Raw genomic sequence first — 13,315 nt, 5'->3', positions numbered from 1 at the left:
CGAGGATGACAGGAATCAACGTGGACGCGGAGTCACGGCCGTTCTGGGACGGTATCGCCGAGGGCGAGCTGCGCCTGCAACGGTGCCGCGACTGCGCCCGTGCGGTGTTCTACCCACGCGTGTTCTGCCCGCACTGCTTCGGCGGCCGCCTGGACTGGTTCACCGCGACCGGTGCCGGAACCGTCTACTCCTACACGGTTGCGCACCGGGCCCCCGGGGAGTTCGCCGGCCAGGTGCCGTTCGTGGTGGCGCTGGTCGACCTGGACGAGGGGGTGCGGATGCTGACTCGCATCCTCGGCGCCGGTCCCGGTGACGTGCGCATCGACGCCAGGGTCCGGCTCGACGTCGCGCGGCTGGGCGACGCCGAGGACTCGCCCGAGCTGCCGTGTTTCCGGGTCGTGGAGGCGGCATGAGTACCGTCGCGGACACGCGCGTCGAGGCGATGCGCACGCTGTTCTCACCACGCTCCATCGCGCTGGTCGGTGCCACCGACAAGTCCGGCTGGTCGGTGTACACGTTCGAGAACCTGCGGGACAACGGCTTCGCCGGTGCGGTGTACCTGGTCAACCCGAGGACCGCGACCGTGCACGGACAGCAGGCGTACCCCAGCCTCTCCGCCGTTCCCGGCGAGGTGGACCTCGCCTACGTGATGGTGCCGACGGCGGCGGTGCTCTCGATCCTGCGGGAGGGCGCGCGGCTGGGCATCCGCAACTACGTGGTGCTCACGGCGGGGTTCGGTGAGGCCGGTGCGGAAGGGCGGCGGCTCGAACGGGAGGTCGACGCGTTCGCCAGGACGCACGGGCTCACCGTGCTCGGCCCGAACGGCAACGGCTATATCAACGCCGCGGCGGGTGTCACGCCGTACGGACTGCCGATCCCGGCGCCACTGCTCGCCGGTTCGGTCGGCGTCGTACTGCAGAGCGGGGCGCTGGCCAGTTCGATCCTCGCGTTCGCGCAGGCGCGCAACGTCGGCATCAGCCTGCTCACCTCGATGGGCAACGAGATGATGGTGTCGGTCACCGAGGTGATCGACTATCTGATCGACGATCCGGCGACCAGGACGATCGCGCTGTTCCTCGAGACCGTCCGCAACCCTGCGGAGTTCGTCCGCGTGGCACGGCGCGCGGCCGCCGCGGGCAAGCCGATCGTCGCGCTCAAGATCGGCTCGAGCCGGCTCGCCTCGACGACCGCGCAGGCACACACCGGCGCGCTGGTGGGTGACGACGACGTGGTGGACGCCGCCTTCCGCCAGCTCGGCGTGATCCGGGTGCGGTCGCTGGAGGACCTGATGATCACCGCGGGCCTGCTCGCGGAGGTGGGGGCGCTGCCGGGGCGGCGCATCGGCGTGGTGACCCCGTCCGGCGGGGCTTCGGAGATCATCGCCGACCGCGCGGAGGCCGAGGGCCTGGAGCTCCCGGCGTTCGCGCCGGAGACCGTGGCCAGGCTGCGGGAGATCGTGCCGGACTTCGCGACCGTGCAGAACCCGCTGGATGTCACCGGCTACGTCGTGGTGGACCGGACGCTGCTGGGCAGGGCGATGGAGGTGGTCGCCGACGACCCCGGGATCGACGCGGTGGTGCTGCTGTCCGAGCTGCCCAGGGTGGCGCCGCCGGACCCCGCCCAGACGCTGCCGCTGTACGAGGCGGCGGCCGCACGGATCCGCGGCGCCCGGCGCCCGGTGGTCGTGGTGAGCAACGTGCTCACCGATGTCACGGAGTTCGGCCGTACCGTGCAGCGGCACGCGCGGTACCCGTATGTCGCCGGTGGCATCGAGCACGGCATGACCGCGATCGGCGCCTCCGTGCGCTGGGTGGAGGCCGTGCGAGCCGGGGTTGACCGGGTCCGCGAGCCGGCCGCGGACCCGCCGGTGGTGCGGGGAACCGCGACGGGCACCTGGACGGAGTTCCATGCCGCCAAGCTGCTGGCCGACAACGGAGTGCCGGTGGTGCCCGGCAGGCTCGTGCACGACGAGGACGCCGCCGTGGCCGCCGCCGGGCGGTTCGGTTACCCGGTGGTGCTCAAGGCGGCCGCCGACGGGCTCTCGCACAAGAGTGAGATCGGCGGCGTCCGCCTCGGCCTCGACGGCGCCGAGGAGGTCCGCGCCGCGTACCGGCAACTGGCGGCGGTGCTGCGGGAGCGGGGCGCGACCGGGATCGGCGCCCTGGTGCAGCCGCAGCGTTCCGGTGGGATCGAGCTCCTCTGCGGTGTCGTCCGCGATCCCGCGTGGGGGCTCACGCTCGCCGTCGGCCTCGGCGGGATCTGGGTCGAGGTGCTGCGCGACTCCGTACTACGGGTGCTGCCGATCGACCACGCGGACGCGCGGCAGGCGCTGGAGGAGCTGAGAGGCGCGGCGGTGCTGCGGGGCGCGCGCGGCACGGAGCCCGCCGACCTGGACGCCGTGGCCGACGTCGTGGTGCGCATCGGCGGGCTCGCGACCGGACTGGGCGAGCGGCTCGAGTCGCTGGAGGTCAACCCGCTGCTGGTGTCCGGTGCCCGCGTCGAGGCGCTGGACGCCCTGGTCACCTGGCGATCCTGACAAGCCACCCGCCGCCCGCACCCTCGTGAGTGCCCACACGAGTTCTCCCTCGCGTGGGCACTCACGAGCGGCGTGGCTCATGGGTGAGTGAACGGCGGTTGCGCAGCAGGAGGCCGCGCTCGGCCTCGTTGCCGGTGCACTCGATCGCCGCGTCGTAGGCCTCGGCCGCCTCGGCGGTGCGGCCGAGGCGACGGAGCAGGTCGGCGCGGACGGCGTGGAAGAGGTGATAGCCCGCGAGATCGAGGCCCTCGACGAGGGCGAGTGCCGCCGCCGCCCCCTCCACCTCGGCCACCGCGACCGCACGGTGCAGTGCCACCACCGGGCTCGGGGCGACGCCCATCAGCTGGTCGTACAGCGCCACTATCTGCCACCACTCCGTGTCACCCGCGGTGGGGGCGTCACTGTGCACGGCGTTGATCGCCGCCTGGATCTGGTACGGGCCGGGCCGGTCGCGGCGCAGGCAGCGCCGCACCAGGTCCTGGCCTTCGGCGATGAGACCGCGGTCCCAGCGGCGACGATCCTGCTCGGCCAGCCGCACCAGCTCGCCGTCCGGGCCGGTGCGGGCGGGCCGCCGGGACTCGACGAGCAGCATGAGCGCGAGTAGCCCCACGACCTCCGGTTCGTCGGGCATCAGCTCGGCGAGCAGCCGGCCGAGGCGGATGGCCTCCGCGCAGAGGTCCTCCCGGACCAGCGAAGCGCCCGAACTGGCCGTATAACCCTCGTTGAAGATGAGGTAGACGACGGCAAGCACGGACTGGAGGCGGTCCGGGAGATCGGCGTCGGTGGGGACCCGGTAGGGGATGCGCGCGTCGCGGATCTTGCCCTTCGCCCGGACCAGCCGTTGCGCCATCGTGGGCTCGGCCACCAGGAACGCGCGGGCGATCTCCGCGGTGCTGAGCCCGCCGAGCAGCCGCAGCGTCAGCGCGACCCTGGCGCCGGTGCCGAGCGCGGGGTGGCAGCAGGTGAAGATCAGGCGCAGCCGGTCGTCGTGCACGGGGCCCTCCTCGGTCACCGCGTCGCGGGCGTGCAGCAGCGCGGCCTGGGCGTGCCGGTCCTCGCGGGACGCCTCGCGGCGGAGGCGGTCGATCGCCCGGTTGCGGGCCGTGGTGACGATCCAGCCTGCCGGGCTCGGCGGGAGCCCGGTGGACGGCCAGCGTTGCACCGCGGCGGTGAACGCCTCCTGGACCGCGTCCTCGGCGATGTCGAGATCGCCGAAGACGCGGGCCAGCAGGGCGATCGCCCGGCCATGCTCCTCGCGGAACACGCGCGCGATCTCGGCCGTGGGCAGCTGCGACATGCCCCCGCTACCCGCAGCTTCCGTCCGCGAGCGGCCGGACCTCGATCGGCAGGGTGATCGCCCGGGCGAGCTTGCGGCCCCAGTCGAGCGCGGCGTCCAGATCGGCCGCCCGGATGACCGTGAACCCGCCGACATGCTCCTTGCCCTCCAGGTAGGGGCCGTCGGTGGTGAGCACGTCGTCGCCCGTGGCGCGTACCACGGTGGCCGTGCTCGGCGGATGCAGTCCCCCGGCGAACACCCAGGCCCCGGCGGCCCGCATCTCGGCGTTCACTGCCTCGACATCGCCCATGATCGAGTCCAGTTCCCCGGCGGGCGGCGGGTCCCCGTCGGGCTGGTAGATGGTGAGCAGGTACTGCTGCATTGCTGGTTCCTCTCGCCGAAAGGTTTCTATTCTGCTTGCCGGGCCGCGTAGGTCGCGATCAGCACGCCGGTGGTCGTCGGCACCGCGTCGACGAGCCGTAGCGCGGCGGGCCCTGCTGCGCCGGGGAACAGGCGGCGGCCCGTTCCCAGCAGCAGCGGGTGGATGAGCAGTACGTACTCGTCGACCAGGTCGTGCCGCATCAGCGACCGGACCAGCTCTCCGCTGCCGAGCACCGTGATGTCCCCGCCGGGCTGCTCCTTGAGCGTGGCGACGGCCGCCGCGACAGCACCCTTCAGCAGCGTGGAGTTGCTCCAGGACAGCGGCTCCGCCAGCGTCGTCGAGGCGACGTACTTCTGGGTCTTGTTCAGCACGGGCGTGAAGGGGTTGTCGGTCTGCTCGGGCCAGTAGGAGGCGAAGTCCTCGAAGGTCCGCCTACCGAGCAGCAGGTCTCCGCCGGAGGCCATCTTCTCGCCCATCACCTCACCCATGACCGAATCGTTGTAGGGCTGCGCCCAGCCGCCGTGCTGGAAGCCGTCGCGCGTGTCCTCGTCGGGCCGTCCCGGTGCCTGCAGCACGCCGTCGAGGGTCAGGTTGTTGACCACGGTCAGTTTCCGCATGGGTACTTCTCCTCATTCGCCCGCCGGCCTCGTGCCGGCCTCTCACCCCCTACACGAACGCGACCGGGCCGGATCGACACCGGACGAGACTCGATCACAGATTTTTTTCCGGCCGCTTCGCGCCGGCCCGTACGGGTCCGGTGGACTCGCGGACGACCAGGTGTGACGGCAGCACGACCTGCGCCGCGCCGCGTCCGCGCGGGGCCTCACCACGAGCGCCGAGCAGGAGATCGACGGCACGGCGGCCCGCCTCGGCGAAGTGGCCCGCGAGTGTGGTCAGCGGCGGTGAGCAGAAGTCGGCGCCGAAGATGTCGTCGTAGCCGACCACGCTGACGTCGCCGGGCACCCCGACGCCACGGTCGGCGAACCGGCGCAGCATGCCGATGGCGAGCAGGTCGTTGTGCGCGATGGCCGCGGTCGTGCCGCGGGCGAGCGCGGCATCCGCGGCGGCCGCGCCGCCGCGGACCGCGGGCGGGAACGGTCCCAGCCTGGTCGCCGCCATGCCCAGCTCGCGCGCCGAGTGCGAGATCACCTTCCACCGCTGCGTGGCCAGCCAGGATCTGCGTGGACCGGCCAGGTACACCACCGAGCGGTGGCCGAGTGAGGCCAGGTGCTCCATGATCTGCCCGGTGCCGTCGGCGTGGTCGACGATCGCGCTCGGCACCCCGTCCACCTGCCGGCTGATCAGGGTGAGCCGGTGCTCCGCCCCCAGCTTCCGGATGTCGGCGTCCGACATCCGGCTCGCCGCGATGACGAACCCGTCCACCGAGCCGCTGAGCCGCTCGATGTTGCGCGCCTCCAGCTCGGGTGACTCCTCGGTGTCGCCGACGATGAGCGTGCACCCCGCCGCCCGGGTCTGCTGCTCGGCTCCGCGGATGATGCCGAAGAAGTGCGGGTTGGTGATGTCGGCGACGAACAGCGCGACGGTCCGGGTGCGCCCGGACGGCAGCGCTCTCGCCAGCTGGTTGGTGTGGTACCCGAGCCGCTCGGCGACGCGGAGGACGTGTTCCCGGGTCGCGGCGTTCACCCGCTCGGGCCGGGCCAGCGCCCTGGACACGGTCGACGTGGCGACCCCGGCCTCCCGCGCGACGTCGTAGATGGTCGGGCGCTTGCCGCCCCCTCGTGTCACAACCGACCTCCCGTGGCTTCCGGCAGGGCGGACGTTACGTGGCCGTGGCAACTTTTGGCAACCGCTTGCCATGCGTTTCGACGCCAACTTATGGTCCGCACACATTCGATCGGCCGAGCGTCGGGACACCGCGGCCGGCGGCAACTCAGCGTCGAGAGGGACAGTTTCGATGAGGGCTATCGTCCTGACCGGACCGCGCCGGGTGGAGGTGGTCGGCGACCTGCCGGAACCGGACCCGCGCCCGGGCGAGGTCGTCGTCGCGATGCGAGCCGTCGGGTTGTGCGGGTCCGATCTGGGGGTCTACGAAGGACACCGCGCGACACCGGAACTGCCCTGGGTGATGGGACACGAGGGTGGCGGCGAGATCGTCGCGGTCGGCGCAGGCGTCACCGACCGCCGGGCCGGCCAGCGGGTGGTCGTCGAACCGAACTACTGCTGTTTCGACTGCCCGGCGTGCCGGGCCGGCGCGACCTCCGCCTGTCCCCGGCGGTGGATCGTCGGCATGAACGTACCGGGCCTGCTCGCCGAGCGGGTGGCGGTGCCGAGCCGGTTCACCTGGCCGGTGGCGCAGGCGGTCTCCGACGAGACGCTCGCGTGTGTCGAGCCGCTGGCCGTGGCACGGGCCGCGGTGCGGCGATCGGGTATCGGACCGGACGGCGAATGCCTCGTCGTCGGCGCGGGCTCCCAGGGTCTGCTCGTGTGCCAGTCGCTGCTCGCGATCGGCGCGCGCCCGTACGTCACCGAGCCGCACGAGGGCAGGCTCGCGCTCGCCGAGCGGATCGGTGCCAAGGCGGTCGATCCTCGCGACGCCGGGGACTTCGCGGCCGTCTTCGACACGGCGGGTATCGCGCAGACCTGGGAGACGTCGCTGCGGGCCGTCGCCCCGGCCGGGGTGATCGTCCTGATCGGAATGAGCGACGAGCGGGTTCACACGTCCACAATGGAGCTGACGAGACGGCAGCTGGTGCTCCGTGGCTCGCTCATCTACGACCATCCCGGCGACTTCGCCGGCACCGTCGAAGCCGTCGAGGCGGGCGAGATCCAGCCCGCGCGAACCCTGCGGCCCGCGACGCCGCCGGAGCAGGCCGGGGAGGCCTTCGCGCGGGCACGTTCCGTACCCGGAAAGTCCTGGATCGACCTCGCTCGCTGGTGGGAGGACCGAGATGACCGCTGAACCATCGGCCCGCCCGCGGCGGACCCGGCCCGCCGTGCTGCGCTGGCTCACCACCGCGGAGGCGATCGTCGGCGGCGGCCTGCTCGCCATGATCCTCGTGCTGGTCCTCCTCCAGGCCGCGCAGCGCTACCTGCCCACCGGTGGCTGGGTCTGGACCGGTGAGCTGGCGAGATTCGGTCTCGTCTGGCTGACCTTCGCGATGGCCGGCTATCTGATGGAGCGCGACGGCCACGTCACGCTCAAGCTGGTCGACTACGCGGTCAAGGGTGCCGCGCGCCGCGCCGTGCTCGTCTTCGCCAACGTGATGGTCGCCATCGTCTGCCTCAACCTGGCCTACGAGGCCTTCGAACTGGTGGGGCGTCCTTCCGGGCAGACCTCGCCCGCGCTCGGGCTGCCGGTCGGGCTGCTGTACGTCATCCCTCTCGCCGGGCTGCTGCTGACCACCGTGCGTTCGGCGGTGGCCGTCTTCGTGCCTCCGCCCGGCCTCGCCGGGGAGCGGCCCGCCGCGGCGGGCGGAGAGGAGTCCCGCGGATGAACATGCTGCTCCTGGCGGGTGCGATCATCGCACTGCTCGTGCTGCGCGTCCCGGTGGCCTTCGCTCTGCTCGGCCCGTGCCTGACCTATGTCACCATGAACGGCAACTCGGTCGGGCTCAGCATGCGCGAGCTCACCGGCGCCGTCGACAGCTTCCCGTTGCTGGCCGTGCCGCTGTTCATCCTCGTCGGCGTGATCGCGAACCAGGCCGGTATCGCCGACCGGCTCTTCGACTTCGCGCAGTCGGTCATCGGCCGCATCAGAGGCAGCCTCGGCTACGTCAACATCGGCGTGAGCCTCGGCTTCTCGTGGATGAGCGGATCGGCGCTCGCCGACGCCGCCGGGCTCGGCAAGGTCGAGGTGCCTGCCATGGTGCGCAAGGGCTACTCCAAGCGGTTCTCCGTCGGCATCACCGCCGCGTCGAGCCTGATCGGCCCCGTCATGCCGCCCAGCATTCCCGCCGTCGTCTACGCCTCGATCGCCGCGGTCTCCACCGGAGCGCTGTTCGCGGCCTCCGTCGTGCCCGCGTTCCTGCTCGCGGCCGGACTTGCCGTGGCGGTGTTCGGGTGGGCCCGCCGCCGGACGGACCTGACGACGCAGGCGTTCGAGTGGCGGCGCTTCCGGCAGGCCGCACTCCGTGTGCTCGGGCCGCTCGGCGCGCCGGTGATCATCCTCGGTGGCATTCTCGGTGGCCTGTTCACGCCGACCGAGGCGGCGGCGGTCGGCGCGGCCTACGTGCTGCTGCTCGGGCTGGCCTACCGCACGGTCCGGCCGCGGGACCTGGCACCGCTCCTGCGGGACACGGCGGCCACCACGGCGTCGATCACGCTGATCCTCGGGGCGTCCGGGCTGCTGTCCTGGATCCTCGCGCGCGAACAGGTGCCGCGCGCGGTGGCCGAGGCCATGTTGGGCGTCACGGACAACCAGGTCATGTTCCTGCTGATGGTCAACGTGTTGCTGATCTTCCTCGGTGCGGTGCTGGAAGGCATCTCGGTACTGGTGATCGCCGTGCCGATCCTGCTGCCGATCGCCGTCGAGTTCGGCGTCGACCCGCTCCACTTCGGGGTCATCGCGATCCTGAACCTGATGATCGGCCTGCTGACCCCGCCGATCGGCGCGGTGCTCTACGTGCTGAGCCCGGTCACCGACATGCCCGTCCATGAGGTGTTCCGCGCCACGGCGCCGTTCCTGGTGCCACTGGTCGCGGTGCTGCTGGTGGTGACCTTCGTGCCGTCCGTCGTCACGTTCCTGCCCGGCCTGCTCGGGCTGTAGGACCCGTCCCGGAAAACCCGTTTCAGGAGGCAATGGTGCCGAAGAAGACGCCGAGGAAGACCGATCGCCGGATGTTCGCCGCCCTGCCCGCGGTGGCACTGCTGGCCGCTGGATGCACGGCCATGGGCGGCAACGACGACGGCGGTGCCGGGGACGCGGTCACGCTGTCCTTCGCCAACAGCTACACCACCGAGCACCCGCACACCCGCTGTGGTATCCAGGCCGTGGCGGACAAGGTCAACGAGCAGGACAACGGCGTCACGATCGAGACCTTCCCGAACAGCCAGCTCGGCGCCGACACCGAGCGGTTCACCTCGGTGATGGCCGGCGACGTCGACATGGACGTGCAGGGATCCTCGGCGCTGGCCTCGTCGTTCGCGCCGGTCGGCGTGCTCGACATGGCCTACGCCTTCGACGGGCCGGATGAGCTGTTCGAGTTCTTCGACGGCGAGGACGCCGGCAAGCTCAAGGACGACTTCGCAAAGGAGACCGGCACGCGCGTCCTCGACGTGTGGTACTTCGGGATGCGGCACTTCACCGCCAACAAGGCGATCCGCGAGCCCGGCGACCTGGAGGGACTGCGGATGCGGTACCCGGACTCGCCGGTCTACCTGGAGAACGCCAAGGCGGTCGGCGCGAGCGCCACCGCGGTCGCCTTCGAGGAGGTCTATCTCGGACTCCAGCAGGGCATCATCGACGGCCAGGAGAACCCGATCCCCACCATCGCGGAGAAGAGCTTCGACGAGGTGCAGAGCCACGTGAGCCTTTCCGGGCACCAGACCGGGTCCCAGCTGGTGGTGATCAACGAGGACCGCTGGCAGCAGCTCTCGCCGGAGCAGCAGGATGCGCTCGCCGAAGCTGTGCACCAGACCCGTGCCGAGAACCGCCGGTGCATCGAGGACGAGGAGACCAGGATCCTCGACGAGTGGCGGCAGAACGGAGCGATGACCGTGGTCGACGACGTCGACCGGGAGGCCTTCTCGCGCCGGGCCCAGGAGTACTTCACCCGGCACCTCTCGGGCGAACAGCTCACCTACTACGAGGCCGTGCGCGCGTCGGCCGGATAGCGCCGGACAGCGCCGGACAGCGCCGCCGGACAGCATGGCGGAGCCGGGAGAGGGAGAACGATGCGCAGGACGATCGCCACGGTGTGCCTCTCCGGCACCCTGGAGGACAAGCTGAACGCGGCGGCGGACGCCGGTTTCTCCGGTGTGGAGATCTTCGAGAACGACCTCATCGCCTCGGCGTGGTCACCCGAGCGGATCCGGCGGCGTTGCGCCGAGCTGGGTCTGTCGATCGACCTCTACCAGCCTTTCCGCGATTTCGAGGCGGTCGGACCGGAGACCCTCGCCCGCAACCTGCGCCGGGCGGAGCGCAAGTTCGAGGTGATGGGGCGGCTCGGGGCGGAGACGATGCTCGTCTGCTCGTCGGTCTCTCCGGAGGCCGTCGACGACGACGAGCTCGCCGCCGCGCAGTTGCGCACGCTCGCCGAGCGCGCCGCCGGACACGGGTTCCGGATCGCCTACGAGGCGCTGGCATGGGGCCGGTTCGTCGACACCTGGGAGCACTCCTGGCGGATCGTGGAGCGCGGTGACCACCCGGCCCTGGGGCTGTGCCTGGACAGCTTCCACGTGCTCTCGCGCTCCGGTGACCCTGCGGGCATCGCCGGGGTCCCCGGGGGGAAGCTGTTCTTCCTCCAGCTCGCCGACGCGCCGCAGCTGAACATGGACGTCCTGCAGTGGAGCAGGCACCATCGCCTCTTTCCCGGTCAGGGATCGTTCGATCTGACGGCGTTCGTGGGCCACGCGCTCGCGGCGGGTTATGCCGGTCCGCTGTCGCTCGAGGTGTTCAACGACGTGTTCCGCCAGTCCGCCCCGGACCGCGCGGCCGTCGACGGACTGCGATCGCTGATCGCCCTCGAGGAGCGGATCGGGCAGCGGGTCCCCGCGGCGGCCCGGGAACGCGTCGAGCTGGCCCGGCCACCCTCGGCGCCGCCCCCGGCCGGATACGCGTTCGCCGAGCTGGTGGTGGACGACGAGGCGGCGCCGCTGGTGGAGCGGACGCTGGCCTCGCTCGGCTTCGCGCATCTGGGTCAGCACCGGTCCAAGCCCGTGCAGCTGTGGCAGCAGGGCACGGCCCGCGTGCTGCTCAACTGCGCGGGCACGGAGCCGGACGCGGTCGGCGCGCTGGCCGTCGAGACGGCGGACCCGGCCCGCTCGGCGCGCCGGGCCGAGGCGCTGCTCGCGCCGGTGCTGCCGCGCCTGCGCGGGCCCGCGGAGGCGGACCTGTCCGCGGTCGCCGCCCCGGACGGCACGTCGGTGTTCTTCTGCCGCACCGGGGCCGGCGAGCCCGCGGGCTGGCTGTCCGACTTCATCCTGACCGGCGCCGAGGCGCACATGGCCACCGGCCTGACCCGTATCGACCACGTGGCGTTGACGCAGCCGTTCGACCATTTCGACGAGGCGACGTTGTTCTACCGCTCGGTGCTGGGGCTGGACCAGCACGGCGACAGCGAGTTCGCCGCGCCGTTCGGGCTCGTCCGCAGCCGCACGGTCGAGGATGTGCACGGGCAGGTGCGGATCGCGCTGAACGGCACGGTCCTGCGCCGGGGCACCTGGGCGCCCGGCGTGCCCGATCCCCAGCACATCGCCTTCGCCACCGACGACATCTTCACCAGCGCCAGGGCGATGCGGGAACGGGGAGCTCCACTGCTGGCGATCCCGGACAACTACTACGACGACCTCGACGCCCGGCTAGGGCCGGCCCCCCGCCTGCTCGCGGCGCTGCGTGAGCAGCACGTGCTCTACGACCGCGACGAGTCGGGGGAGTACTTCCACTTCCACACCGAGGTGCTCGGCTCGCGCGTCTTCTTCGAGGTGGTGCAGCGGGTGGGCGGGTACCGCGGCCACGGCGCAGGCAACGCCCCGGTCCGGATGGCGGCGCACCGTGCGGCGAGGTCCGCCCGCGCTGGCCATGCCTCGTGAGTGCGCAGACGAGTTCTAACTCGTCTGCGCACTCACGAGGGCTTGGGTACGCCGGGCGCGCAGCACGACGGCCGCGAGGGCGGCGAACGCGACCGCCGAACCGCAGGTCATCGTGATCGCGATGGCGGGCCCGCCGTTGCCGAGCACGCCCACGAGCGGGGCGACGAGCGCGCCGAGGCCGAACTGCGCCGCGCCCAGCACGGCGGCGGCGGTTCCGGCCGCCTCCCCGTGCCGGGACAGCGCGAGCGCGGGCGCGTTCGGCAGCACGAAGCCGACCGCCGCCATGACGAAGAACAGCGGGATTACGAAGCCCAGCAGGCCCCCGAGCCCGGTGACCGCCATCGCGGTCAGCACCAGGCCGAAGGCCGTGGCCGCGGCCAGCGCGAAGAACACGATCCGGCGCGGACCGAACCGGCCGAGCAGCACCACGTTGAACTGCGAGGCGCCGATGATGGCGATCGCTCCGGCGCCGAACATGAGCGCGAACTCCTGCTGGTCCAGCCCGTACTGCTCCTGCAGCACGAACGAGGACCCGGAGACGTAGGCGAAGAGGGCGGACATCCCGAGCGCCGCCACCAGGGTCAGTGCCACGAACTCGCGATCGACGAGCAGCGAACGGTACGTGCGCAGCACCGGCCTGATCTCGCCGGCCCGCCGCCGCTCCGGCGGCAGGGTCTCCTTGAGGGCGAGGACGGCCACGATCAGCAGCAGCACACCGAGCACCGCAAGGGCACCGAAGACGCCGCGCCAGGAACCGGTCAGCAGGATCGCGCCGCCGAGCGTCGGCGCGAGAATGGGCGCCGCGCCCATCACCAGCATCAGCCGGGACAGCGTCGTGGCGGCCGCCCGCCCGGCGAACAGGTCGCGGACCACGGCCAGCGCGACGACCATCGCGGCGGCGGCGCCGACACCTTGCAGGGTGCGGAGGACACTCAGCACCGCGATGTTCGGGGCGACGAGACACAGCAGGGACGCCGCGATGTGCAGGCTCGTACCGGCGATCAGCGGAACCCTGCGGCCTACCGCGTCAGCGAACGGGCCGATGAACAACTGGCCGAGGCCGAGCCCCAGCAACGTGCCGGTGAGCGTCAGCTGGACGGTGGAGGAGGAGACGCCGAGATCGTCGCTGATGGCAGGCAGGGCTGGCAGGTACATGTCGATGGTCAGCGGCGCCAGCGCCACCAGGGCGCCCAGGACCAGGATGATGCGAACCCGTTGCGCGCCGGTCGGTTCCGCCGTCTCCGGTGCTGCGGTCTTCCCGGCCGAAGGGCCGTCCAGTGCGGTTCTCGACATCGTGACCTTTCGCGGCGGCGGGGGAACGCGCGGAGCTGACATGATCGTCAGCAACCCGCTGGCTCACTTTGTTCCCGGTTGCCCGCCATCGTCTTGTGACGCGGGTCGCTCGTGAGTG

At 71.8% G+C, this 13,315-nt stretch carries 12 protein-coding genes; 7 read left to right on the top strand and 5 right to left on the bottom strand.

Annotated elements, in window-relative coordinates; genetic code table 11:
• The first annotated feature begins 5 nt into the window (after positions 1-5).
• Together JAP66_RS26810 and JAP66_RS26805 are read left to right on the top strand one after the other, a co-directional pair.
• On the top strand, positions 6-413 hold the full coding sequence (locus JAP66_RS26810; protein WP_199434631.1) for a Zn-ribbon domain-containing OB-fold protein: 408 nt from the start codon (positions 6-8) through the stop codon (positions 411-413).
• Positions 410-2,536: an acetate--CoA ligase family protein gene (locus JAP66_RS26805; protein WP_199434630.1), complete on the top strand. Its 2,127-nt coding sequence runs from the start codon at positions 410-412 to the stop codon at positions 2,534-2,536. The genes JAP66_RS26810 and JAP66_RS26805 overlap by 4 nt, the downstream gene beginning before the upstream one ends.
• A gap of 61 nt (positions 2,537-2,597) precedes the next feature.
• On the opposite strand, the gene JAP66_RS26800 is transcribed toward JAP66_RS26805, so the two are convergent.
• The 4 genes from JAP66_RS26800 to JAP66_RS26785 form a co-directional block, all read right to left on the bottom strand.
• The gene (locus JAP66_RS26800; RefSeq protein ID WP_199434629.1) at positions 2,598-3,833 is read right to left on the bottom strand and encodes an RNA polymerase sigma factor; all 1,236 of its coding nucleotides are present in this window, start codon (positions 3,831-3,833) and stop codon (positions 2,598-2,600) included.
• Positions 3,834-3,840: 7 nt separating this feature from the next.
• On the bottom strand, positions 3,841-4,194 hold the full coding sequence (locus JAP66_RS26795; RefSeq protein WP_199434628.1) for a YciI family protein: 354 nt from the start codon (positions 4,192-4,194) through the stop codon (positions 3,841-3,843).
• Between the two features lie 26 nt (positions 4,195-4,220).
• Positions 4,221-4,811 (bottom strand): dihydrofolate reductase family protein, encoded by a 591-nt coding sequence (locus JAP66_RS26790; protein ID WP_199434627.1) that lies wholly within the window; start codon positions 4,809-4,811, stop codon positions 4,221-4,223.
• Positions 4,812-4,905: 94 nt separating this feature from the next.
• A complete protein-coding gene (locus JAP66_RS26785) occupies positions 4,906-5,940 on the bottom strand; it encodes a LacI family DNA-binding transcriptional regulator (RefSeq protein ID WP_307849732.1) in 1,035 nt (344 codons plus the stop codon).
• A gap of 169 nt (positions 5,941-6,109) precedes the next feature.
• Here JAP66_RS26785 and JAP66_RS26780 point away from each other — a divergent pair, with 169 nt between their 5' ends.
• From JAP66_RS26780 to JAP66_RS26760, 5 genes are read left to right on the top strand one after another with little or no spacing between them, the layout of a single operon-like run.
• The gene (locus JAP66_RS26780) at positions 6,110-7,114 is read left to right on the top strand and encodes a zinc-dependent alcohol dehydrogenase (RefSeq protein WP_199434625.1); all 1,005 of its coding nucleotides are present in this window, start codon (positions 6,110-6,112) and stop codon (positions 7,112-7,114) included.
• Positions 7,104-7,649: a TRAP transporter small permease gene (locus tag JAP66_RS26775; RefSeq protein ID WP_199434624.1), complete on the top strand. Its 546-nt coding sequence runs from the start codon at positions 7,104-7,106 to the stop codon at positions 7,647-7,649. The genes JAP66_RS26780 and JAP66_RS26775 overlap by 11 nt, the downstream gene beginning before the upstream one ends.
• Positions 7,646-8,920 carry a TRAP transporter large permease gene (locus JAP66_RS26770; protein WP_199434623.1) on the top strand — a complete coding sequence of 425 codons (1,275 nt, stop codon included), beginning with the start codon at positions 7,646-7,648 and terminating at the stop codon, positions 8,918-8,920. Before JAP66_RS26775 ends, JAP66_RS26770 begins: the two co-directional genes overlap by 4 nt.
• 35 nt (positions 8,921-8,955) lie before the next feature.
• On the top strand, positions 8,956-9,987 hold the full coding sequence (locus JAP66_RS26765; RefSeq protein ID WP_307849731.1) for a DctP family TRAP transporter solute-binding subunit: 1,032 nt from the start codon (positions 8,956-8,958) through the stop codon (positions 9,985-9,987).
• A 60-nt stretch (positions 9,988-10,047) separates the two neighbouring features.
• Positions 10,048-11,904, top strand: coding sequence for a bifunctional sugar phosphate isomerase/epimerase/4-hydroxyphenylpyruvate dioxygenase family protein (locus JAP66_RS26760; RefSeq protein WP_199434622.1), 1,857 nt, complete (start codon positions 10,048-10,050; stop codon positions 11,902-11,904).
• 15 nt (positions 11,905-11,919) lie between these two features.
• Here JAP66_RS26760 and JAP66_RS26755 read toward each other — a convergent pair whose 3' ends face one another.
• Positions 11,920-13,197, bottom strand: coding sequence for a multidrug effflux MFS transporter (locus JAP66_RS26755; RefSeq protein ID WP_199434621.1), 1,278 nt, complete (start codon positions 13,195-13,197; stop codon positions 11,920-11,922).
• Positions 13,198-13,315: the final 118 nt, after the last annotated feature.

It is taken from the genome of Qaidamihabitans albus (assembly GCF_016464705.1).
GTDB lineage: Bacteria > Actinomycetota > Actinomycetes > Mycobacteriales > Pseudonocardiaceae > Qaidamihabitans > Qaidamihabitans albus.
The sequence above is the reverse complement of the archived record's forward strand: the minus strand, read 5'-3'. Positions and strand labels throughout refer to the sequence as shown.

Excerpts from the sequence above, each read along its gene's own strand:
- JAP66_RS26810 (WP_199434631.1), top strand. The coding sequence starts at position 6 with ATGACAGGAATCAACGTGGACGCGGAGTCACGGCCGTTCTGGGACGGT.
- JAP66_RS26805 (WP_199434630.1), top strand. The coding sequence starts at position 410 with ATGAGTACCGTCGCGGACACGCGCGTCGAGGCGATGCGCACGCTGTTC.
- JAP66_RS26800 (WP_199434629.1), bottom strand. The coding sequence starts at position 3,833 with ATGTCGCAGCTGCCCACGGCCGAGATCGCGCGCGTGTTCCGCGAGGAG.
- JAP66_RS26795 (WP_199434628.1), bottom strand. The coding sequence starts at position 4,194 with ATGCAGCAGTACCTGCTCACCATCTACCAGCCCGACGGGGACCCGCCG.
- JAP66_RS26790 (WP_199434627.1), bottom strand. The coding sequence starts at position 4,811 with ATGCGGAAACTGACCGTGGTCAACAACCTGACCCTCGACGGCGTGCTG.
- JAP66_RS26780 (WP_199434625.1), top strand. The coding sequence starts at position 6,110 with ATGAGGGCTATCGTCCTGACCGGACCGCGCCGGGTGGAGGTGGTCGGC.
- JAP66_RS26775 (WP_199434624.1), top strand. The coding sequence starts at position 7,104 with ATGACCGCTGAACCATCGGCCCGCCCGCGGCGGACCCGGCCCGCCGTG.
- JAP66_RS26770 (WP_199434623.1), top strand. The coding sequence starts at position 7,646 with ATGAACATGCTGCTCCTGGCGGGTGCGATCATCGCACTGCTCGTGCTG.
- JAP66_RS26760 (WP_199434622.1), top strand. The coding sequence starts at position 10,048 with ATGCGCAGGACGATCGCCACGGTGTGCCTCTCCGGCACCCTGGAGGAC.
- JAP66_RS26755 (WP_199434621.1), bottom strand. The coding sequence starts at position 13,197 with ATGTCGAGAACCGCACTGGACGGCCCTTCGGCCGGGAAGACCGCAGCA.